Genomic DNA, 22785 nt, shown 5'->3' with positions numbered 1-22785 from the left:
TAAATGTGTCGGAGGCTCAATTGTGGACTAGTAGCCACAAGTAATTTAAAGAAATCTGAAAGCTTTGATATATATATCAAAGCTTTCTATAAGGCAAGAGTTTATTCTAACAATACAAAGGAAACAATAGGAATATAATCAGCGATGGAAAGTCGGGATATAGTGGAAAATTTCAAAATTAGTGCTCGGCAATTTGCAATTTTAGTTATTTTATTTTCTATAGGTACGACCATCTTGGTGATTCCTGGAATTATGGCTCAAGAGGTAAAACAGGACGCTTGGATTGCAGCTGTAATCGGTACAGGCATAGGTTTATTGCTGGTGGCTTTATATATCGCTGTAGGCAGGATGTTCCCCACTAAGACACTTGTTGAAATCAGTGAATCACTTTTTGGCAAATGGTTAGGTAAGGCGGTCTCACTTTCGTTTATTTTATTTTCAGTTTACTCCACGACAGAACTATTGCTTTATGTTGGGACTTTCTTAACTACGGAGATTATGCCTGATACACCAATTGAAGCGATCCATATTCTTTTCGCTTGCATCTTAATTATGGGAGTTCGCCTTGGTCTTGAAACGTTGGCTCGTTCTGCAGAATTGTTATTTCCTATCTTTGTTTTTTTATTCATAGTTCTAGTGGCCTCAATACTTTTACCTCCTGTTCAATTTAAGTTTGAAAATATACAACCCGTATTTGAAACAGGAATAAAACCGATGATTCGTGCTGTTTTTCTTTTTACAAGTATTTTTTCTTTACCATTGATTGTTTTATTAATGATTTTTCCTGTTTCAGTGAATCAACCAAAAGTAGCTGAAAAAAACTTTTTAATTGGAATACTAATCGGCGGAATCTGTTTACTCATCATTATCGCTTTAACTATTCTTACTTTAGGCGCAGATAATAGTGCCAGAATCACGTATCCAAGTTATGTTTTGGCCAGAAAAATAAACATTGGCGATTTTCTTCAAAGGATTGAAGCAATAGTGGCTATCATGTGGATTATCACGATTTATTTTAAAATGGCTTTTTACTTTTACGCTTCTGTTATAGGTCTTGCACAAACATTGAATATGAAGGATTATCGGCCACTTACGCTACCTTTAGGGATGATCTTGATTCCGCTTTCCTTACTTATACATCCCAATGTGGTCCATCAAACCACATTTGATAAAGAAATTTGGCCCCTATACGCTTCAACGTACGGACTTGTACTTCCTATTCTTTTATTAGCAGTCCAAGTATTCCGTAAAAAAATACATCAAAAATAAAAAACGTTCCTTTGATTACTCCCGATTTTCAGAGTATAGATCATTTACATAAAACCCACACTAAGAAAATTTATGTAAACGTCTTTCTGTTTTTTATAGGATTTTGAATAGGAATAGTTTAGGTACTAATTCATTTTGCCATCAATTTCGAACAATAGGACAATCCCCTCCAATGGTCGTTTCTGGAAAAAATCTGATTAAACAAAAATTAGTAAATACTGTATCGCTATGACCCTTTAAACGTATCCCGTCTGAACCCTATATATAAATAGAGTGAAAGGAGTCTCGACTATGAAACGGAGCTTTACCATATTTATCATGCTAATTGTATTCCTGTTATTCACTACGGGTTGCTGGAACCGTCGTGAATTAAATGAACTGGCTATTACGCTGGCCATAGGGCTAGATAGTACAAAGGATGGTCAATATCTAGTAACCGCCCAAGTGGTAAATCCAGGAGAATTAGCTACGGGAAAAGGCGGTGGAGGTTCCGGTGGATCACCGACAATCATCTATCAGGCGAAAGGGGAAACTGTATTTGAGGCTTTCCGAAAAATGACAAAGGAATCCCCAAGAAAAATATATCCCTCACATCTTCGAATCCTTGTGATCGGTGAGTCATTAGCAAAAAAAGGAATTGGGAAACCGTTAGATATTCTCTCAAGGGATTGGGAACTGCGATCCGATTTTTTTATCATCGTAGCTAAGGGAATGAAAGCAGAAGAGATACTGAAGGTGCCCACGTCTTTAGAAAAAATACCTGCAAATCAGATATTTGATGCCCTGGAAGTTTCAGCAAATGTATGGTCAGCAACAAGTTTCATTCAGTTAGACGAACTGATTCAGGATATAGTAAGTGAAGGAAAACAGCCGGTGTTAACAGGAATCCAAGCAGATATAAAAGGTGACGAAGAAACTTCTTTAAGCAAACATAATGTAGAAATGATTGATCCCCCCGCTCGTTTGAACTTTCATAATTTAGCGGCATTTAATGATGATAAATTAGTTGGCTGGTTAAATGAGAAACAAAGCAAAACGTTTAACGTCATTACAAACAAGGAGAAAAGTACAGTTGTGAATCTACCGTGCCCTAAAGGCGGAAAAGCTGTGTATGAAGTGAAAAGCTCAAAAACGGAAATGAAGGGTAAGATAAAGAATGGAAAACCTGAGATAGATCTAAATATTCGTGTAGAAGGCACTTTAGGTGAAGTAGAATGTCCTATCGATTTAACAAAAACAAAAACGATAGAAAAATTAGAGAAAATATATGAAAAAGACGCGAAGAAATTTTTCATTAGTTCAATAAAACAGGTACAGGAAAATGATAAAGTAGACATTTTTGGATTTGGTGAGGCGATTCATCGAGCTGATCCTGAAGCCTGGAAAAAACTCAAAAAAGATTGGGATAAAAATTTTGAGCATGTGCCTGTGAATATAAAGGTGCAAGCAAAAATCCGACGCGTAGGTACGGTTGGTAATTCCTTTTTAGAAAAGATAGAGTAATTGGTCTTCAAGAAATGGGGGTAAATTGTGTTTAATGATATCCCTTTTAAAAATGGAATCTATTTGCACATGGCCCCTTATTTCGAAAATGGTTGCTGTCCCCCTAAAGTTATCTAACGTGTACTCTTGAAATATTTAATCGGATTTTTCAGTCATCTAGCTGATTTATTTCAAAAAGAAAAGGAACTGTCGCCAGCTCCTGATGTAAAATGAAGGCCTCACTGCTCCCACACAACTAATTAATTTCTTTTGTTCTTTAACTTTCTGATCAAGTTCATCTAAATACTCAATATGAAGTGGACACACTTCCTTATTTTCCTACCATCAATCATATATAAAATGCCAATTTTTTCATCCTAAGCATCTTTTGCATGTTCTTTTTTCACTTTAATAATTTCTCAATCATGTCGGAAAGCGGTTTATAGATAGCTGTAATCAAATCTAGTGGATTGGGAATCTTGATATTCAGTGCTTGGGCAATGCTTAACGCGGTTCCGAATAGTAGAAGAATGGAAAATATCCATAGTTCCTTTTTTAATTTTTTCCTCAACAGACTAGGAACATCAATAGCGATAATTATAGCGACGATGACAAGGATTCCTGCAACAGCCAACAATTTCTACCTCCTTTCTCTATTTGCTTTATAACAGAATGGGATACTGTACCGTCGTAAATGGCTTTATCCAACTAAATAGAAGCTTTTTTTGTGTATTTTGATAACTTTGTTGTCAATTTCACACTTTATCCCGCGGCGGTTTCGGTGCCGAGGTATGCTCGCGTTTATTGTTTTTCTGGCTGATTAAACGGGGGCGTGAAAACATCCCCCATCTCGGTACCCGAATAAACGTATCCTTCATGTCATCACGGATAAAAGGAGCAAAAGGACTCATATAGGGAACCCCATAGGAACGCAAGCTGCACATGTGAAGAACAAGTGCAATGACCCCAACGATTATCCCGAATAAGCCAAACGTAGCGGCAAGTGCCATCATCGGGAAACGGAGTATGCGAATTGACATGGAGATGGTGAAAGATGGAAGAACAAAGCTTGAAATAGCCGTGATTGCTACAACGATTACCATGGCGGCCGATACGATCCCAGCATCTACTGCCGCTGTTCCAATCACCAGTGTCCCTACAATAGATATAGCTTGTCCTATAGCTTTTGGCATTCGTAAACTAGCTTCCCGCAAGATTTCAAACGCAACTTCCATCATAAGAGCTTCAATGAATGCAGGAAAGGGAACCCCTTCTCGTTGAGCGGATAGACCGATCAGCAGTCGAGTTGGTAACATTTCCTGATGAAACGTGGTGATAGCGATATATAGGGACGGTCCTAGTAGAGCAATAAAAATCGTAAAAAAACGAAGCAAACGAATAAGGGTGGCAATATCTGCACGCTGATAATAATCTTCCGCGGAATGTATAAAGGAGACGAACAGTGCCGGGACGACTAGAACAATCGGCGTTCCGTCCACTAGTATGGCGACTTTCCCTTCCAACAGCTCGGCAGCAATCACATCAGGGCGTTCAGAATAATACATAGTCGGAAAAGGGGTGTGCGTTTCATCTTGAATTAATTCCTCAATATAACCACTTTCTAGGATTCCATCGATATCAATTCTATTCAGACGCTTATGCACTTCTTCTACAACTTTTTCATTCACAATTCCATCGATATACATGATTGCTACATCAGTTTTGGTCAATTCCCCAATTTTCTTTGATTCCAACCAAAGTCTGGGAGTTTTTATTTTTCTGCGAATTAACGCCGTATTGGTACGTAAGCTCTCAGAAAAACCTTCCTTTGGCCCACGAACGACGGTTTCCGTGGTGGATTCCATTACACCACGGTCTTTTCCACCACGCATACCGATTGTAAACCCTTGTGCATATCCATCCAATAAGAGAATTACATCCCCTGATAACAGGGAAGTGAATAAAGAACTGAATTCCGTAACATCCTGTATGTCTCCAACCGCAAGGATGCGACCTTTCAATACTTGTAAAACGTTTTGTTGAGACGATATCATTTGCTCCTGATCAGGATGGATATCTAACATGAGTGATTCCAAGATAAAGTTCTGAATGGAATTAGTGTCCACCAATCCATCCGTGTATAAAATACATGCTTTAACGATTGGCTCTTTGCCAATTTGTATTTCTCTAATCACGATATCGGCGCTATTTCCAAGCTGTTGCTTTACATGTTGAATGTTTCCTTGGAGGCTTGTTTTTAACCAGTCTTTGTTCGTTTCCTTATTTTGATCTTCTTGTTTGAATGAGGAGAGGTTAATGCTGTTTTTTCTATGTTTCTTAAATAAACTCATACATTTTATCCCCCTCTCAGTCTTTTTCTTCTTCAGAAGGTAGAGTTATTATTTCTTTCAAAATTATTGAGAAAAGATTTGATATGGTAATTTGGTTTTTAAAGCACTTGTAATTTCATATTTTATTCTCTACTATGTATTTGCTAATTCATTATGGTCAATTGCTTGTGGAGGTTTTATGTACATAATTGGCCTGGTGACTGAGAATCCCCGTTTTCAATGTTGTTAATGTCACTAATAGGTCTTTCTATAGTAAAACTGCCAATGAGGTCTTTATTAGCTAACCCCATTTATCTAAATAATCTGGACTGCTTTCAAATACAGGATTTGCTCCCTTTTTTTTATTATCCGGTTGCATCCATTGTTCATTTTCTTTTAACACTCCAAACTTATAGTGTTACCTAATGAAGTGTTCGATGTCTTCACTATTATCATGCCTATTTTCCAATTTTTAATACTTTCAGGAAATAAATACTTTTCTACAAAAAAGGTGTTTGTAGCTTCTTTTAACGTATGTATCTAAGGAAATCTTGTTACACATAAAGCTTCAGGAGCTTCTGAACAAAAGTTGGAGGCGGGATGCATCTCCTTGAACGATTTGGAATCAAGAGTGATGCTTAAATTGCAATATGAGGAAGAGTGTAATACGAAGAATCCTTTGATGATCAGCGAGTTGTATAGACTCGAAAGAATTTTTCAAGCGTTGAAGATGATTGGTTTCAAGAAAAATTCAACAGCCTTTCCCCTATTGAATACAGAGAAAAGGCTGTGGCTAAAGATCTATGCGCACCTTGTCTTACGGCGCCTTTTAATATTTTCGCGAGTAAATCCTGCAAATTCACGAGTAAATCCACAAAACTTACGAGTAAATCCTGTAAATTCACGAGTAAACTTTAATTTGACTGATAATCTTCAATTAATTATTGATATTCGTAATTCTGCCTTCAATTTCAGCCGTGATCTTTCCGCCTTTAAAGGTTTCTTTTACATAGTTAACGAAAGCTTCTAGATCAGCATGTCCAAACACACGCTCTTTTCCTTTCAAGACGGTATAGTTATCCCCGCCGCTTGCCATGAAGTCATTGACGGTCACTGTGTAAGTTTCTGTATCCTTGATTGGTGTTCCGTCTGCTTTCTTCAATAAAGTGACACGTTCCGTGACCGGTTTACTGAAATCGGCAGTATAGCTCAATCCTGAGATTTGTAACGTTTTCGGAGAGCCTTCAACAATCCATTGCTGTTGAAGCAGTGTTTTCAATTCAGCCCCAGTTAGTTCAAGTCGGACCAACACATTTCCGAACGGCTGGATTTTCGCTAAATCAGAAAAGGTAACTTCTCCTTTGGGAATATCTGAGCGAATTCCGCCTGGATTCATGAAGGCAAAATCAGATTTCAAATCGGCCTTCATCGAGTCCGCAATTAAATTTCCAAGACCAGTTTCTTGTGTATAGGCGTTGGCTCTTAAAATTTCCTCATCCGTTGTCCCTAGTGGGGTTTTCAATTCAGGGAACATATCTAGATAATCGTTAATGAATTTCGTTGTTTCCGCATCCGGTGTGATGCCATCTTGTGTAACCGTTACAATTTCAGCTGACTTTTTAACAATATCCTTTGTGTTTGGATCAATTTCCAAATCAACATCTTCAAAAGCAGTTCCATAAGAATAAGCTTGTACAATCAATTTATTATCTACAAAGTTATTGACCCTTGCATGGTTATCTCCAGCTAAGATCACATCGACTTCATCATCCACCGCTTTAGCAAGATCAGCTACTTCACCTGTAATGACACCGTCTTTTTCAGTACCTGGGTCATGCGAGATGACGACAATTGATTTTACACCTTTTTTCTTCAATTCATTAACCGCCTTATTTACGGCAGGTGCCTGTTCAATGAATTCCACATTCTTGATTCCATCTGGACTTACTTTTTGAGGTGTGGCATTCGTGACTACACCTATGAAACCAATATCAACCCCGCCGACTTTTTTAATGACGTATGGGTCTAAAATAGGTTTTTTTGTGTCTTTATACACGACATTAGCAACAACATACGGAAAGTTCAACTTATCAAAAACAACATCGGATGTTGGGGACTTTCCGCCATTGATTTGGGCCATCAAGGTTTCAACACCTTTGTCGAACTCATGGTTCCCAACTGTTCCGACATCAAATTTCATATTATTCAAAAACTGAAGCGTCGGTTTATCCTGAACCAAGGAAGAAACGGGAGCACTTGCTCCTACCGCATCCCCAGCAGATAGTAAAAGTGTATTTTCAGGGTTTTCAGCTTTACGCTGCTTTAAGTGCGCCGCTAAATAATCAGCACGCCCTTGTTTGACACCACTAAATTCAGAAGTAGTATCCAACTGGCCGTGAAGATCATTGATTCCTAATAATTGTACTTTTATGTTCTTATTCTTTAAATTGAATTTGTAAATACCAAAGCCTTTATCATCTGTTTTACCTGTATAAGAAATTGAACTGTCTTCACTTAAATACTCTGCGCCTTTTGGTGATGAAGTAAAAGTAACATTCACATTGTCTGAGATTGGAGCAATCGACCAGTTATTATCAGCTGTTGGGTTGATCTCCTTCTCTTGTGTAATGTAATCCATTAAGATTTGACGGTTTTCATCAGCAGAATCAACCACGTATTCGCTGCCCTTAACCCCTGGGAAGTTACCCCCACCTGAAGCACGGTAATTATTCGTCACGACGATGAAATCCTGATTAGGATTGACTGTTTCACCATTATATTCTAAATCGGTAATCCTGTTTGAATCTGACACTTTTATGCCTTTTTCATCATAACGCGGAGCCTTAGTGACATCGATTTGATACGTAACACCGTCAATCACATCAAAATTATAGACGGCGAACTTTCCATTAAGCAATTCCTGTTCCTCAGTCTTAGCCGGATCAATTGTATTATATTTCCCCGCAGACATTTCAAGCCATTCTTTTACTACGGAACCTTTGATTTTGATCGCTTTCAGAGTATTATCGTATAAATATAAGTCGCCGGCGCTGCGAATTGTCAAACCACCTTTTTTTATTTCGGTGAATTCTTCGACTCCATTTCGACCTGCTTTGAAAGGAGCTCCTACAGAGAGAATAGGCAAGTCTTTATATTCAGGGCGGTTGCTTTGGATGTATTTTTCTACATACCATTTCTGTGCGCTTGTCACGACTTGTACAGAAGGATCATCTTGCACAAGGGCGAAGTAACTATGAATTGGAGCTGTAGTCGTTCCAATTGGTGTGTTAACATACTTGATCGTTCCTTCGTGATCCTTTTTAACGGCTTTAACGACAGATACATCTTCAGCTGCTTTCTTCCCAGTTACTTTATCGTTGATTGCCCGTGTTGATGAATCTGAGTTAACGACTTTCCATTTCCCCTTGATATTCTGGATATCAAGATCGATAATCCCAAGATTACTACCGCCATATCCTGCTTGAACGGCCGGTACACCATTAATTGTACCCTTTTTATTATCCACACCTTTAAGAACTTTTCCTTGGCTATCTTTAAATAAGCTGTCTAAAGAAGCTTCATCTTGTGCCGGAAAGACTTTATGCGTATGGGAGAACGTGATGGCATCGATATCAGACACTTTACTTAATGAATAGATGACATCCTCGGTGTTCGTTGTGTCGCCATTAAAACCGGAGTGTGTAAGCGCCACGATTACATCTGCGCCCTTTTTCTTCATTTCAGGTACATATTTTTTTGCTGTTGCGACGATTTCTTTTGTAACGACCTTACCATCAAGGTTCATTTTATCCCAATCCATGATTTGTGGCGGAGCAAATCCGATGTAGCCTACTTTTACGGATTTTTCAGCTCCATTAATATCTTTTACTTTCTTATTGACGATTTTATATGGGGTATATTTATTTTTATCATTATTTGGATTTTTATCTTTATCCTTTTTATAAATATTTGCATTTACATAAGAGAAGTTCGCATCGTTGATGGCTTCATCTAAATAGGACAGCCCATAGTTGAATTCGTGATTGCCGAATGTGGCCACATCATAGTCAAGCAAGTTCATCGCTTTATAGACAGGGTGGACTTCACCTTTTTTCAGTGGCGCTATATTCGCTTTGTATGTACCTAGGGGGGTCCCTTGAATAAGGTCGCCGTTATCAACTAAAACACTATTTTTCACTTCTTTTCTCGCCTGCTTGATTAAGGTTGCTGTGCGTGAAAAGCCGACTGAATCTGATACAGCATCTTTATAATAATCATAGCTTACTAGATTTGTGTGTATATCTGTCGTTTCCATGATCCTTAGTTCAAACGGGGCATCGGAAACGGAGGTTGCTAGGCTGGTGCCAAAGTTACTCGTTTTACCGTTATACTTGGAAACAACAGATACCTTAATCCAATAACCTGATTTGTACGAGTTGAAGTTTGCGGAAAATTTCTGAGCTGATTTAATATCCTTCTCAACAGCTGACTGTGAAACGACCTTCTTTCCATTCATTAGCTGGAAGACAACAGTTTCCTTCCCCTTATTTCCTTTTTTCGGTGTGACCGTTACAGTAGCTTTTGCCCCATTTGAATAGTTAACAGTAGGAGCGGAGATGACAAACGGTTTAGTCGTGTCAGGTTTCTTGGCAGCTTCTTTGGCGGATGCCTCCACCGGAATGGTAAATGGAGCTGTAATTAAACTCACAGCAAGAACCGGGGCTAGTATTTTTTTTACATTGGTCTTAAACGACATACTTCACAACCTTTCTATTTTTTTTGTAAAATTCTAGAATAATATAACATGATTTTGTCGAAAAAAGTTAAGTGATTTGCCTTAACATTTAGAATTTACAATAAAAAATTACTATTTTAACTAATTTATTTAAAACATTTACATTTAAATATATATAACTATCAACGAATATTATTGAATTATGGTAGGCAAGCTCCCTTTTATAAATGCAAAGAGACTGACTCATCCATATGAGCCAGCCTACTAATTTTTGTAGTTTCTTCTTTCTCTACCGCTCTTTTTCTAATTGAAATGGTTTTGTGTGTCTGTGTGTAATCCTTTTAAAGCGCCTTATAGAATGAAAGTATGATCAACAGCTACAACAGTTGCAGACTGCAATCCGGATAATCCGCTGACTAAATACAGGACTAATGCATTTTATAAAAATAAGTTTATTCCCTTCAATCCGTATTCCTACATTATGAAAAAACTCTAGGAATTCCTCAAGTATCTAAAAAGCCGGTAAAGCAGATTGCTTTACCGGTTTTCTTTCATGCTTAAATAGAACTTACAAAACCCGATCAATCAAACTGGCAGATACCGGTTTGATTCCGATTTCCCTCGACCAGATAGACAGTTGGCCAATATGATGAATTTCATGGGCAATCAGATGGCGTAATATCCTGCCTATTTCGTATGTACCTTCCATCCAAGAAGGTTCAACTATATCATTCTCCAAATCAATTGAATACGAGTACAAAAAATCTTTCACTTCAGAATGATAACGTTCCGATAAGTCTTGTACCTTCTTTATTGTATTGTAAGAATCCAAATCAATCTCGATATCTGGCTTTCCTTGAATCGTCCGAATCCAGCTGTATTCAACATCAATAATATGAACGAGTGTTTTTAAAATAGTGCCCACCCCACCACTCCGCTGCCGTAAAAGTTCAGCACTCGATACAGTCTGGCACCACTCAAACCACTCTCTTCTCACCTGCCAGTTATAGGTGAATAACTTTAACATCCTATTCCCCCTTATGTACCATCACCAAAACATCATTTTTTAAAATTCCTCAATGCTTTTTGATTTTATTTATATACTCAGTCTGATATCTCACTCACTTTAACGGGCATACCGCTTTTAACGATTGAATCAATTATTACAATTATGCGATTCAGCCTTCTAACTTTTTATACTGATAATAATCCTGGCGTTGAATGGTTTTGAATCCGCAAGATTCATAGAGTCTTAAAGCATGATCATTGGTTGCTTCTACTTCAAGAAAAATATCATACCCAAGTTGCCGTTGTTCGGCTACAATCTTTTTCAGTACTTTTCTTCCAAGCCCTTTCCCCTGATATTCCGGAAAAATTGAAAACCCATAAATCCATGCTTCTCCATCCGAATGATCAACACGGATTTTACCGACTGTTCGACCATCTTTTTCAATCATCATTGTTTTCAAAGTATCTTCGTATTGAACGCGTTGATAATAATCTCGCGCTTCTTTTTCCGAAAACTGAAAACAATGAACATCCAGCTGAATTTCCGTTTCCGCATCATCTCTGCTTGAAGGACGAACGACTACATCCTCATAATTTTCCAGCTCCACGTTTGACCATTTCATCTGATACTCAGAAAAAGAAAACTCACATGGCAGTTGCTTCAAAAACCCCTGCCCTGAATGAGATTGGGCAGGAGAATTCAGGATAATTAGCTTATAGTCCCGCCGCAAAGCAGTCCTTATAGCTTCGTCCATCAATTTTGTAAAAATCCCTTGCCTCCGGAAGTCTGGATGAACCATCCCACACATCTCTACTTTATTCCCGAAATCATAAAGGCCAAGGAAACCGACAAGTTTACCTCCTACATAATGAAAGAAATCATTCTTCATTACGCCATTTCGGCTGCGAAGCGTCTCCCAATTTAGCTTTAACGTAAAATCCTCTTGTTCACATTTCTGTTGTAGACTTTCGATATCCTTGAGCTGTTTTTTATCCAAAATTGTCACCTCTTTTCCATAATATCAGTTTTTTACCAAAAAAATAAGAAAAGCAGCACCCCTTTATTGAGATGCTGCAATCTTTCTATAAGTTTATTTATAAAAGTTGTTTTTTTAAAAGTATTTTCACTTTAACCTATAAAACTAAAATCGTATGAGAGGAGGATTTCCTACCTAATTCTATTGTCGGATGAATTATAGTAGTAAAATGATTCCATTTGAGGATTATTTATTACCCATTTTATGGTATATTCCAAATAATGGAGTATTATTATCCTAATACGACTCAAAAGGAGGAATTTAATGGACTCAATTTCCATCGTCCCGAATTCTTTATACCCGAATTTCGGATCCTCTTTTGTATAGAATCCGAAATTCGGTTTTCACTACCTAGCGACGTAACGTCCTGAGGTTATCGTTTCGTTTTAAGAGCGGACTTTTTTAAGTTCTCTACGTCCGTTGTCAGTTCTTTTAATTTCTTGCCGAAGCGGAAGAGCAAAAACATAGAAACGACGAATGGATAGCCAAAATCGCTAACTAATGACACCCACACAGTAGCATCCTCAATCATCATCCTCTTCACCCCTTTTCTTGTATCTGATATCTAAAGTGAAACTTGTTTCAGAAAATCAATCTAGCACTATTGATTTATGGTAAAAAGAACGAATGTTCGTATATAATTGATTTATTCCCCTTGTCTATCACTTTAATAATTAAAGGAGGGATAGCAATGAACAAGTTAACTTCAAATTTTTTTTCTCATTCATTAGAATTTTTACAACAGCAGTATTCGTCATTCTTCGAACAGCCAATCATTCAATTATTTTTACAGAATCCAGAGCATTTAAAGATTTTCACTGATACTTTAGATTCCCCTTCTACACACAACATTGGTCATCTCAACGAGACATTTAAAATTTTCTATTATCGGGCAAGAGTATACAAATACATGTGCTCTTTAATTTACTTCTTCTCAGTTGATTTTGATAAAAAAGCACGAAAACAACGGGAACGCTATCGAATGGTACTTGATGCGACACCAAAAGATAACGGAAAAATGATTGACCGAATTGGCAACTGTGATGGACGACTTGAAAAGATGGGGGAAACCAATGAACTATCCTCCCACCTAAGTGATGAAAAATTGATTGAAGCCTTGAAGAATTTAACAACGAAACAAAACCTGGTACTGACCATGGCCTTTTCTTATGGACTATCTAATAAAGAAATTGCTGCTTATTTTCATGAGTCACCTCAGAATATTTCAAGCATCCGTAAACAAGCTCTCAAAAAACTGCAAAAGTATTATATGAATGATGTTTATGATAGGAAGGAGAAAAGGTATTGTGGATAAAAAACTCTCAAAAGAAGAATTAATTGACCTTATTGATTCTTTGAATCCTAAAATAAAAAAATCATTAAAAAACACACACTATCAAGACAGAAATGACCTTGAACAAGAGATCAAACTAAAAATCATTGAATCATACGAAAAAATAGCTGCTATCGAAGCACCCAATTTCGAAGAGTTCCTTTCAGATTTCTTAACTAAACAAAACCGTTAAAAGAGTACCAAGTTCAGCTCACGCTGAATTTGGTACTCTTTTTTACCGCTGCGATGTATTGTGTCAATTAAGCACTTAATCGTATCACTCCAGTATCATAAAAATCCTTACTTCTATCAAAGCAAGTAAGGTTACGCTAATTCTTATGATGGGTTTAATGTTAGTTTATCGCCTTTTGGATGATCTAATACGGTTTTGTGATAGGTTCCGTCAGTCCAATCATCAAGCTGATCGTGGTACCATTTGCTTTTAACGTTACCTGATTGACCCGGACCAACGAGATGGTAGCCTTGATTCATATCAGATAGATCGATGACAAAGCGCCATGAGCCTCCATGATTGACGGTTCCATCATCTTGAAATGCTGCTGCCTGTACGGTGACACTGCTGCCGCCGACTGGAATTCCGCCGTCGCTGTTAAACAAATAATTTAACGGAGTGACACTCGAAAGTGGATGGTTAAAGCGGACTTGATGATAATTCCCCCACTCCCAATCAGCTATGTCGTTACCCTGTGATACCTCCAGTTCGTTCAACGTCTGCTGTAATGACTTAGCAAGTACTCCCTCCAGTCCTCCAGCTTCTTCTATCCAAGGACCCGGCTTCCCTTCCAATGCCCGTCGCAGCAACTCATCAACGGCAGAGCGTCTTCCATTAAAAAGGTTGAGCGTTTCCTCAGGTATTTCATCTGTAAGCAGAACTTCACCGATTTTTTTCATCCAAACGTTAAAAATCATCGGCGCTGCAGCATCTACAGAATCAATATTATTCCATTTCTTCAGAATTCTTAGAGCCTCTGCTTCCTGTTTACCCGATGAGCCCTTTAGCACCTCTAAAAATTGAGGGACAAATTCTCTCGCTTGCAGATTCACCTGATCCATCTGCAGACTTTGCATATCCTCAGCCGTCAGTTTTTTATTGGCTTTTAAAAATTCCTGAATCCTCATCTGACGGAAAGGCTGTGCCCAGTTATTACTGATATGGTAAGGATAATCATCGGAAATGACCTTATTATTCGCCGTTGAAATGAACCCTTCTTTTGGATTGATCGTTTTCGGAAGTTCATCAAACGGGATATAGCCTTTCCATTCATATTCATCGGTCCAGCCAGGTACAGGTAACATACTGTCCCCTTTTTTCCGAATTGGGATTTTCCCGTTCGCCTTATAAGCAATAGTCCCATCCGCCGAAGCAAAGACAAAATTCTGTGCCGGCGTTTCAAATTTCAAGAGGGCTTTTTCGAATTCTTTCCAGTCTCTCGCTTTATTCATATTCAATACCGCTTCAAGCTCAGCAGATGGGTCAAGCGCTGTCCACCTTAACGCAAGGACCATATCTTTTCCACTTTTACCAGCAAACTCGGAGACAACCGGACCATGTCGGGTAACCGTCACCTTATAATCGAGCGTCTTACCGTCTTTTACCTTGATCGGTTCATCTATGATATTTGCTTTTTCCCATTTATCTTTGTAAGCAAATTCTTTCTCGTTTGCCGGGTTTCTCTTTTCGATATACAGGTCCTGAACATCCGGTCCCGTATTGGTCACACCCCAGGCTACCTTTTCATTATGACCGAGGATGATTCCCGGAATCCCGGCAAAAATGACACCGCTCACATTGACAGTCGGAGCCTCCAGATGCATTTGGTACCAAACAGACGGGGTGGCTAAGCCTAGATGGGGGTCATCCGCCAAAAGCGGCTGACCTGAATCTGTTTTCTTCCCCGAAACGACCCAGTTATTGCTGCCATTGAATTCATAAGGAATAACGGCCCCAGCAAAGCTTTTTTCAATATCCAACTCTTGCTTACTAATAATATAAGGTGCATTCTTTGGATAATTAGGGAATAAATCATATGCTTTTTCCTTTGGAAATGTTTGCAGTAAATACTGTCTAAACGCTTGGTCTTCCCAGTTCCCGCCCAAATCAAAGGCCATATATTTGCCTATAGTGAGAGAATCAACAGGTGTCCAGGGTTCTGGCTCATAGCCAAGTAAAGTGAACTCTACCGGCCATTTTCCGTTCTCCTTCAATTCATCGATATAGAGATTTACCCCTTCGGCAAACACATCCAAGGCTTCTTTTCCTTCACTTGTATACTCTGCATAGGAAGCTTCAGCCGCCCGCCTCAACCCCAGCGTTCGGAAATATTTATCATTTTCAACTGTCTTCTCACCAATTACTTCACTTAATCTACCTGAAGCCTGGCGCCTGCTTAAATCCATTTGAAATAAACGATCTTGGGCCTGAATATACCCTTGTGCTAAATACAAATCATGATCATTTTCCGCCTTGATATGTGGTACCCCACTGGAATCCCTCACCACTGTAACCGGTTTCAAAAGACCGGATAGCAATATTTCTCCCTTGGTTTCGGGCAGTGAGCGCAATAGAAATACGTTTGCTACAATCAAGACAGACAGCAAAAGTAAAATCAGAATTCCTAAACTCCATAGGACGCGTTTTCTCCACTTCCGTTTTGGTTTTTGCTGAGGTACGACAGCTTCCATTGCTACATCTCCCTTTCCCTTTAAAGCTCTCTTTCTTTCTACTTTAGTTATTCGCGTTTCTATCCATCTTTCCTACTTCCCCCATATTTTTTTCTGTTTTTGTCTTTCATCACTTAAGAATATAGAAAACACACCGAAACAAATAATCGGTGTGCTTTTCTTATTTATTCAGATATTCAATCACTTTGTCTAAATCATCCGTATACAAAAGGGACTTATCAAAATCGTGGGTTGCCTTATTCTCTGCCTCCAGGTAGTCAATCTGTGATAGGGCTCCAAAAAACCTCTTCCATTTATGGTTTTTCTCAAGAAGTTTCGTTTCCCGTTTGATATCCTCTTCTATGAATTCATTAATAATAAAACAAGGATCAGAAAGTGTCGGATTCTTGAATCGTTCGTTCAAGGTTTCCAATTTTCCTTTCTCCCAATTTACCCTGATCAAATCCGATATGACCACTACATTTTCCACCGAATCAAGAATACGGTTTGAAAGAGCATCATATTCTTCATCTTGCATTCCTTGATCCGTCAAAATTCCTATACAGTACCATGTTTTATTTATTTCTAAATCCTTCTTCTTCTTAAAGACCATGCTAGATTCACCATCCCTAATTCACAGGCTGTTCTTGTTTTACTCTCTTAATGACATCCAGCACCTCATCTAAAATTTTCTCACTTGTGCCCTGCTCCGCTTCGAGCATTTCCATTCCCTCTCTATTGACCATCTTGAATGTCCAATTATATGAAGGAGAGGCAAGCACATGTAATCCTTCGACATTCCATTGATGGTTCATATGATAGAACATCATTAATCGTTTCGTATGTAACATCCTTTGGAACGAGCGGTCTAGCTGCTTCACGATTAAAGGAGCAGATTTTAATTCATTGAATTTAATAAGTGATTCAGAGTTATGGATGCCTCGATTTTCACGATATACCGTATAATCCTGAGGAGTAACGAGCAAGCTGTCGCTCAATCGAGTTGGTAAATTCTCTTGATTCATCAGCATTCTTGGAAGAATGATAGAATTCCATGTCCAGTCAGGAGTGCCGTGCAGCTTCAACGAGTATTCTTCATCTCGAATCCTTGAACATTCAACAACAGAGTCATCGCTAAAATAAAACAAGCTCTTTTCTTGTTCATCCATAAGAATTTCCACGATCACATTCGTTCGCGCCAACACCCACATGGCCCCAATGAATGTATCGTCAAATTTCAATTCGTTATCGATATAATCGACGAGTCCCATTTGATGAAGCTTCTTGAAACAGCTTTCCCACTCGTGCTCCATTTCCTCTTTCCCGACTTGCTGGAATGGGCTGGAAATGCCAATTAACGCCTTTGCTCCAAGAAAATTCATCAAAATAAACAAATCCTTGCTCGTTAATGTCACTTTCATCTAAAGCGTCTCCCCTTCCTAAAGGGGGTTCCGCCCCCTTTGTATTAAAACAATTTTATCGATTCTTAGTTTCTTATTTTCTTTGGCAATCCAAATTGCGGATACATCTGTTTGACCATATCATGATTTTTCAAAATAAAAAAATATCGGTGAATATAAATGGAGAAAAACGCTGTTAAAATCGATAAAATGGATATCAACAACACGAATATCATCATTCGGACCGATTCACTGTAAATATAAGTCAATATCAATTGAGCAATGACATATCCTAGTCCAGATGCCGCTACTACCGGAGAAAGATTCGCCTTTGTCCCCTTTTTCTGAAGTCTTGCATATGTGCCCGAATAGAGGGCTTTAATATTGAGCCCATTCGCTCCGATAATCAGCCCGATAAAAAAGATGGCACCCATGATAAATGGCCAGGGTCCCTCTGCTCCAATGTTTCTATATAAAAGCTTCTGTGTGGTAAGAAAGAACACATATGTATTGACGAGTCCATAAAAACCAAAGAATAAATAATAAGACTGTTCAAACTTATAAGGCGCGATGACATACAGTAGCGCCCATAAATGGATGACTACGATGGGGATAAGTGCAGCGATAAAAAAATCATGGGAAAAAGGAACCGCCACGATTGGTAATAATCCTAAAGCATCTAAAAAAATTAAAAAATACACGATGACATTCCCCCTATTTTCTTTAGGGGTCTGAAATTTCAGATAAGATTTTATTATTGGATCATACTCTTGTTGTTTATTCATTAATGACACCTCTTAGCATTAATCAAACCAGGAACCAATCTTATTGATCAAGCCTGTTGTTCCTTTTTTTATCGCGTCGCCTACCGAATCAGATTTCCCATCATGATCTACATCCATAAATTTAAAGTCACTAAGCAATGTAGTTACGGCTATTCCAACTACAGCACCGACAACTGTACCAACAGCAAAACCTACTGGTCCTCCCAATGCCCCGGCCGTTGCTCCTATTTTTGCTCCGACAAGTGCCGAAGCTGCAATGGATGCACCGGCTACGGCAACATCACCGGTTACATTTCCCGCAATTTCGCTGGCGGTTTGTTTATTTTGAACTCCGTGAACGATATCTCCCGCGACGGTTGTACCTACACCAATATAGCCAATCCGATTGCTTGCCCATTTAAATGAATCTTTCATCTTCGTCATCGGGTCAACAAGCTTGTATAGCCTCGGAAAATTCGTTGCATTCGTGCCGGTATAAGTTTTTTTGTTATAGTTCATTAACTCAGGTCGATCCAATTTAACTACTACTCTCTCTTTGCCTTGAGCAGTGACTTTGACTGATTTAGTCGCCCCAAAGCCCTTGCCTGCCAGTCTTACATCCTTAGAAGCACCATAAGCTGTTCCTGTCATGACCGCTAGATTTGCCGCGGCATTAATGGGCTGACTCTTCCACTGATCAAAATTCAAACCAAATGTCGGAGTGGGGTCCCAGTCCATTCCCGCTTCAGCCGTAGCACCTGCTTCCACCCCGTTATTATTGATGCGAGGATTTAGGCAAAAAGAAGAATACCGATCTAAACTTCCTACATCCGGGTTGTCAGAATCATAGGATTTGTTTGGGGAATACGTATCTACCGAGAGAGTCCCATTAATAAACAATGTCTGGATTCTCTGAACATACTGGTTCATACTATGAAGGTCTTGTTCGAATATATCAAGTGCGTTTACCTGCTCACGGTCAAAGGTATGCAGCTTTTCTATGGTCTGTTCCTTATTTCGCTTCGCTTCTCCAACCTGCTGGATAAACGATTGATCCTGTAGTTTTGGTAATGCAACAATATCCGAAACGCTTTGCATCGTATTGTTTGTTTCATTCGTAAGTTCTGCCGTTATATCTTTTGCCTGATTGAGCCCTGTTTCCAGCTCATGTTGTAAAAAGCTTTCACGAATAACTCCATTCGAAGCAGGTTCGACTGATTGAAGATCATTTTTTATGCTCTTCAGAGTTGTTTCATATTGCTGGATGACCTGTTGAAAAAACGTCAAAAAAGGCTGATGACAGTCCTGGTAAAAAGACCGAATCGACTGCCCGCCATTTCCTTTGAGGGAATCCTCCAGCGATACAACCCCATTCACGGATTTATCTACTTGTTTGATCAATTCTTCCTGCTGCAGCAATTTATCCAAAATTCGATCCAATCCTGCCTGCAGCGATTGCACCTCTAACGTTTTCACTTTCACTTCCCCCTTATTTTAGCTTTATATTTGAGGATAGCTGCTGGTCGGTTTCCACCATAAATTCGACGGAACGACGGGTTGCTTCTTCATTCTGTAGAAGCAAAGATTTATAGGCTTCTGTCACTTGCTGCATCGTTTGATTCAGTCTATTCAATTTATTCACGACATCCAGCACATTATTGCCATCGATATTAGAGGGAATTGAAGTTTGAAGAGCGTTAGTAGACGATTTTAATGTAGTCAGCGCCTGTTCTATTTCTTCTTGTTTAACCTTTATTTCAGCTCCCACCTGATAACGCCTCCTCTTTAGATTTACCCACCACTTGGCAGGTCTTCTGGGCCTTTTAAAGAAAATACCAATGCAGATAATTATATATACATTATGATTGCGTTTTTTTAGCCCGCTCCTCAGCAAGCTCTGCCTCGAGTCTAGCGATAGTCTGTTTAATTGAAATAATTTCACTTTGAAGTTGTTGCACTTTATCATTCAAAGCTGTAAATACATCACCAAACTGATTCGATTCTATCTCTGTATAGGCCTGTAGCATGCCTCCGGTCCGGTTATCATCGAAGCTCATTGCCAGTGTTCCTTGCCAAGTATCAGAAGAAAGCTCCGGCTCTGTGACATTCCGTCGATAAGCTGTAAATTCCTCCTGTTTCCCTTGCAGCTGAACAGTACAGGTTTTAAGCCTTTGAAGCTGAGTCTGTTTTTCACTTAAAAGACTATAATAATATGCCAATGACATAGGTCTCTTCACCTCTTTCTTCGGCGATTATCGGAATTGAATTGTAAATTATTAGGTACTAATATAACAATCATTTTAACTATATCATGGTAAAACTTTGTCATAATGATAAATTTTATCTATTTTTACAATAACCAATATAGGTAAAATAACCCATATTAAAGAGTGGAGATAAAAAGAGCGAGGGATATGATGAGTCAACTGGAATGGTAAGTATAGTCTTTAAAAAAGAAAATCACATGTCCGTTCAATATGTTCTATCTGAACAATTCCTTTCCATTCTTCGTTTTTCCCAAAAAGTCGTTCATTTAAATGTTAAGCAACTTTGTTCAAAATTTTAATGAAAACTGATATAAAAACCAAATATTATCAATATGATAAAAGACGTTTACCCTCGTAATAAAAAGGGTATTAAAAAATAAGACTTGGAGGGATTTCTATGAAAAAAGAACAACAAGACTTCGAATCTGAAAACATGAGCGATTTAGTTGAACTCATAAATAGTAAAAACAACAGCCGAAGAATCTTGGATGTACTGAGGCGTAATAAAAAAGACAAAACTAAAAATAAAGATAAAAAATGAAAAACCCAGTCCAATTATGGTCTGGGTTTTTTAATGAATGGTTGATTACTCCCTTTTACCGACGGCAAATGTGCTCTTCTTGCCCTTCATTTTTTACACCGTTCACAACCTGACAAACTTATTGTAGAAAGGTTTCCTAACATAGTTCCAATTAATTAATGTGAAAAGGCTGATTTTGTTTCCTTTCAACAAAATCAGCTTTACATGTGAAGAATGCCACTATCTTTTTCTTCGAATTTCCTTAACATGATTTCCTTCGGAAGTAATATAGACTGTTTCATCAATTTTGTATTTTAAATAACGGTCACAATCAATTTCCAACGTTTTCCCATTGTTGAATTTCATTGCGCAATTGGATCCCTCTTCGGTTTCCGTCACATCAATGACTTCGTTCGTCTTAAAACCAACTGCCTTGCCATCGGAAAAATGCGGATAGTATTTTTCTACAATCTCTACCTTTTCTAAACGGCTTGGACTTGTTAAGTATACAACGAATAATACAATTAAAACGGCGACTAAGCCAATGAGAATTACTGCTTTTTGTTTCACTTTATCTATTACCCTCTTCTCTTTTCAATCTATTATTCAATATCCGTTTTCACTAGATTATATTCAGAAATCCAGCAAATATGATAGAAAAGATACTTTTATTTAGCTTTTTTTCACCTTTTCAACCATCATAGCACACACAGCAGCAAGAATGATTAGGATGGATACAGCTGAAATGACCCCGCCCCAGCCGAACTTCATCAGAAATAGTCCACCCGATGCCCCTACGACACTAGACCCTGCATAGTAAAACAAAAGGTATAAAGAGGAGGCTTGTGCCTTTTCACTTTTTTTAGCTAACCTTCCGACCCAACTGCTCGCAATTGAATGAGCTCCAAAAAAACCAAATGTAAAAAGTGCCAGACCCATTATTTTTAATAAAAGCGGGCTTAATAAGGTTAAAAGGGCACCCATTAGCATGATGGCTATTCCGGAAAGAAGAACGACCCTTCGACTAAATTGATCCGCTAGCTTACCCATCCACGTTGAACTAAATGTCCCAACGAGATAGATAATAAAAATGAAACCAATCAATGTCTGTGATAAATGATACGGCGGTCCCATTAATGGTATGCCTACAAAGTTATAAACGGTCACAAACGAGCCCATTAATAAGAATGCCATGCTGAATAAGAGTACTAGCCTAGTATTCTTTAAGTTGTTAATAAGTGAATTTTTAATTCTCGACAACGATACTTTATTCCGAACAGCATGCTGTGAAGGTGGAAGCATCCACCAAAAGGCCAGACTAATAATCAAACTCAAAGCCCCAAGACTACCAATCGCTATATTCCATGAGAAGTGATCAGTCAGCACTCCTACAATGAGCCTGCCCGCCAGTCCGCCGATACTCGAACCGCTCACGTAAATCCCCATCACATAGCCCAAACTTTTCGGATGAAATTCTTCACTGATATAGGCCATTGCAATCGCGGGGAAACCTGCAAGCACCGCTCCTTGAACTGCTCTGATTGCAATCAAGATGTATAGGTCGTCTTGAATAAAGCTGACACATATAGATAATAATGCAGACAACGTGAGCGCTGTACCCATTATCTTTTTCCTATCGATATTTTCAGAGAAAAAGGAAACCAGCAATAAACAAATAGCAAGCGTCCCTGTAGCGAAAGATAGTGTCAGGCTTGCCACCGCTGGAGAGACCCCGAATTGTTTTGCGAATACCGGAATAACTGGTTGAGTACTATATAAATCGGCAAATGTTACAAAGCTTCCAAGAAATAAAGCCAAGATTGTCTTCCTGAATGATTTACCAGCAGGCTCAATATAATTCACTGTCGTTCAAACCTTTCAATATTAAACTTTCTCTTATGTTAATACTATCTGCCTGAGTTGTCTATTACGCCATAAGTTGTTAATCGGAAAGATTT

Annotated in this window: 20 protein-coding genes; 5 read left to right on the top strand and 15 right to left on the bottom strand. The window is 38.6% G+C overall.

Annotated elements, in window-relative coordinates; all coding sequences use genetic code 11:
* Nucleotides 1–144: 144 nt before the first annotated feature.
* Both ACQKMR_RS01930 and ACQKMR_RS01925 read left to right on the top strand, forming a co-directional pair.
* Nucleotides 145–1269: a GerAB/ArcD/ProY family transporter gene (locus tag ACQKMR_RS01930; protein WP_427695755.1), complete on the top strand. Its 1125-nt coding sequence runs from the start codon at nucleotides 145–147 to the stop codon at nucleotides 1267–1269.
* A gap of 291 nt (nucleotides 1270–1560) precedes the next feature.
* Nucleotides 1561–2772, top strand: a complete 1212-nt coding sequence (locus tag ACQKMR_RS01925; RefSeq protein WP_427695754.1) for a Ger(x)C family spore germination protein — start codon at nucleotides 1561–1563, stop codon at nucleotides 2770–2772.
* A 382-nt stretch (nucleotides 2773–3154) separates the two neighbouring features.
* On the opposite strand, the gene ACQKMR_RS01920 is transcribed toward ACQKMR_RS01925, so the two are convergent.
* The 6 genes from ACQKMR_RS01920 to ACQKMR_RS01895 form a co-directional block, all read right to left on the bottom strand.
* Entirely contained in the window at nucleotides 3155–3385 is a 231-nt protein-coding gene (locus ACQKMR_RS01920; protein WP_427695753.1) for a hypothetical protein, read from the bottom strand.
* Nucleotides 3386–3506: 121 nt separating this feature from the next.
* Nucleotides 3507–5102, bottom strand: coding sequence for a spore germination protein (locus ACQKMR_RS01915; protein ID WP_427695752.1), 1596 nt, complete (start codon nucleotides 5100–5102; stop codon nucleotides 3507–3509).
* Between the two features lie 916 nt (nucleotides 5103–6018).
* The gene (locus ACQKMR_RS01910; protein WP_427695751.1) at nucleotides 6019–9837 is read right to left on the bottom strand and encodes a bifunctional 2',3'-cyclic-nucleotide 2'-phosphodiesterase/3'-nucleotidase; all 3819 of its coding nucleotides are present in this window, start codon (nucleotides 9835–9837) and stop codon (nucleotides 6019–6021) included.
* 547 nt (nucleotides 9838–10384) lie between these two features.
* Entirely contained in the window at nucleotides 10385–10843 is a 459-nt protein-coding gene (locus ACQKMR_RS01905; protein ID WP_427695750.1) for a DinB family protein, read from the bottom strand.
* A gap of 151 nt (nucleotides 10844–10994) precedes the next feature.
* Entirely contained in the window at nucleotides 10995–11831 is an 837-nt protein-coding gene (locus tag ACQKMR_RS01900) for a GNAT family N-acetyltransferase (RefSeq protein WP_427695749.1), read from the bottom strand.
* Between the two features lie 403 nt (nucleotides 11832–12234).
* On the bottom strand, nucleotides 12235–12396 hold the full coding sequence (locus ACQKMR_RS01895; protein ID WP_427695748.1) for a YvrJ family protein: 162 nt from the start codon (nucleotides 12394–12396) through the stop codon (nucleotides 12235–12237).
* A 156-nt stretch (nucleotides 12397–12552) separates the two neighbouring features.
* On the opposite strand from ACQKMR_RS01895, the gene ACQKMR_RS01890 reads away from it, so the two are divergent.
* Together ACQKMR_RS01890 and ACQKMR_RS01885 are read left to right on the top strand one after the other, a co-directional pair.
* Complete coding sequence (locus ACQKMR_RS01890) at nucleotides 12553–13176, top strand: sigma factor-like helix-turn-helix DNA-binding protein (RefSeq protein WP_427695747.1); 624 nt, start codon at nucleotides 12553–12555, stop codon at nucleotides 13174–13176.
* Nucleotides 13169–13387 (top strand): hypothetical protein, encoded by a 219-nt coding sequence (locus tag ACQKMR_RS01885; RefSeq protein ID WP_427695746.1) that lies wholly within the window; start codon nucleotides 13169–13171, stop codon nucleotides 13385–13387. The genes ACQKMR_RS01890 and ACQKMR_RS01885 overlap by 8 nt, the downstream gene beginning before the upstream one ends.
* A 143-nt stretch (nucleotides 13388–13530) precedes the next feature.
* Here ACQKMR_RS01885 and ACQKMR_RS01880 read toward each other — a convergent pair whose 3' ends face one another.
* From ACQKMR_RS01880 to ACQKMR_RS01850, 7 genes are all read right to left on the bottom strand, one after another.
* A complete protein-coding gene (locus ACQKMR_RS01880) occupies nucleotides 13531–15897 on the bottom strand; it encodes a penicillin acylase family protein (RefSeq protein ID WP_427695745.1) in 2367 nt (788 codons plus the stop codon).
* A 160-nt stretch (nucleotides 15898–16057) separates the two neighbouring features.
* A complete protein-coding gene (locus ACQKMR_RS01875; RefSeq protein ID WP_427695744.1) occupies nucleotides 16058–16489 on the bottom strand; it encodes a hypothetical protein in 432 nt (143 codons plus the stop codon).
* Between the two features lie 16 nt (nucleotides 16490–16505).
* Nucleotides 16506–17297: a hypothetical protein gene (locus ACQKMR_RS01870; protein WP_427695743.1), complete on the bottom strand. Its 792-nt coding sequence runs from the start codon at nucleotides 17295–17297 to the stop codon at nucleotides 16506–16508.
* Nucleotides 17298–17362: 65 nt separating this feature from the next.
* Nucleotides 17363–18061 carry a hypothetical protein gene (locus ACQKMR_RS01865; RefSeq protein WP_427695742.1) on the bottom strand — a complete coding sequence of 233 codons (699 nt, stop codon included), beginning with the start codon at nucleotides 18059–18061 and terminating at the stop codon, nucleotides 17363–17365.
* 18 nt (nucleotides 18062–18079) lie between these two features.
* Nucleotides 18080–19516 carry a ribonuclease YeeF family protein gene (locus ACQKMR_RS01860; RefSeq protein ID WP_427695741.1) on the bottom strand — a complete coding sequence of 479 codons (1437 nt, stop codon included), beginning with the start codon at nucleotides 19514–19516 and terminating at the stop codon, nucleotides 18080–18082.
* Between the two features lie 13 nt (nucleotides 19517–19529).
* The gene (locus ACQKMR_RS01855; RefSeq protein WP_427695740.1) at nucleotides 19530–19808 is read right to left on the bottom strand and encodes a YwqI/YxiC family protein; all 279 of its coding nucleotides are present in this window, start codon (nucleotides 19806–19808) and stop codon (nucleotides 19530–19532) included.
* 91 nt (nucleotides 19809–19899) lie between these two features.
* Nucleotides 19900–20265: a YwqH-like family protein gene (locus ACQKMR_RS01850; RefSeq protein WP_427695739.1), complete on the bottom strand. Its 366-nt coding sequence runs from the start codon at nucleotides 20263–20265 to the stop codon at nucleotides 19900–19902.
* A gap of 439 nt (nucleotides 20266–20704) precedes the next feature.
* On the opposite strand from ACQKMR_RS01850, the gene ACQKMR_RS01845 reads away from it, so the two are divergent.
* A complete protein-coding gene (locus ACQKMR_RS01845; protein ID WP_427695738.1) occupies nucleotides 20705–20848 on the top strand; it encodes a hypothetical protein in 144 nt (47 codons plus the stop codon).
* Between the two features lie 219 nt (nucleotides 20849–21067).
* On the opposite strand, the gene ACQKMR_RS01840 is transcribed toward ACQKMR_RS01845, so the two are convergent.
* Both ACQKMR_RS01840 and ACQKMR_RS01835 read right to left on the bottom strand, forming a co-directional pair.
* Nucleotides 21068–21397, bottom strand: a complete 330-nt coding sequence (locus tag ACQKMR_RS01840) for a hypothetical protein (RefSeq protein ID WP_427695737.1) — start codon at nucleotides 21395–21397, stop codon at nucleotides 21068–21070.
* 102 nt (nucleotides 21398–21499) lie between these two features.
* Nucleotides 21500–22645, bottom strand: a complete 1146-nt coding sequence (locus ACQKMR_RS01835; RefSeq protein WP_427695736.1) for an MFS transporter — start codon at nucleotides 22643–22645, stop codon at nucleotides 21500–21502.
* Between the last annotated feature and the right edge of the window lie 140 nt (nucleotides 22646–22785).

This window comes from Peribacillus sp. NPDC096540, assembly GCF_050278525.1.
Classification (GTDB): domain Bacteria; phylum Bacillota; class Bacilli; order Bacillales; family DSM-1321; genus Peribacillus.
This window is presented reverse-complemented; position numbering and strand designations above follow the sequence as displayed.

Coding starts and splice junctions, on each gene's coding strand:
- ACQKMR_RS01930 (WP_427695755.1), top strand. CDS start 145: ATGGAAAGTCGGGATATAGTGGAAAATTTCAAAATTAGTGCTCGGCAA.
- ACQKMR_RS01925 (WP_427695754.1), top strand. CDS start 1,561: ATGAAACGGAGCTTTACCATATTTATCATGCTAATTGTATTCCTGTTA.
- ACQKMR_RS01915 (WP_427695752.1), bottom strand. CDS start 5,102: ATGAGTTTATTTAAGAAACATAGAAAAAACAGCATTAACCTCTCCTCA.
- ACQKMR_RS01910 (WP_427695751.1), bottom strand. CDS start 9,837: ATGTCGTTTAAGACCAATGTAAAAAAAATACTAGCCCCGGTTCTTGCT.
- ACQKMR_RS01905 (WP_427695750.1), bottom strand. CDS start 10,843: ATGTTAAAGTTATTCACCTATAACTGGCAGGTGAGAAGAGAGTGGTTT.
- ACQKMR_RS01895 (WP_427695748.1), bottom strand. CDS start 12,396: ATGATGATTGAGGATGCTACTGTGTGGGTGTCATTAGTTAGCGATTTT.
- ACQKMR_RS01890 (WP_427695747.1), top strand. CDS start 12,553: ATGAACAAGTTAACTTCAAATTTTTTTTCTCATTCATTAGAATTTTTA.
- ACQKMR_RS01880 (WP_427695745.1), bottom strand. CDS start 15,897: ATGGAAGCTGTCGTACCTCAGCAAAAACCAAAACGGAAGTGGAGAAAA.
- ACQKMR_RS01875 (WP_427695744.1), bottom strand. CDS start 16,489: ATGGTCTTTAAGAAGAAGAAGGATTTAGAAATAAATAAAACATGGTAC.
- ACQKMR_RS01870 (WP_427695743.1), bottom strand. CDS start 17,297: ATGAAAGTGACATTAACGAGCAAGGATTTGTTTATTTTGATGAATTTT.
- ACQKMR_RS01865 (WP_427695742.1), bottom strand. CDS start 18,061: ATGAATAAACAACAAGAGTATGATCCAATAATAAAATCTTATCTGAAA.
- ACQKMR_RS01850 (WP_427695739.1), bottom strand. CDS start 20,265: ATGTCATTGGCATATTATTATAGTCTTTTAAGTGAAAAACAGACTCAG.
- ACQKMR_RS01845 (WP_427695738.1), top strand. CDS start 20,705: ATGAAAAAAGAACAACAAGACTTCGAATCTGAAAACATGAGCGATTTA.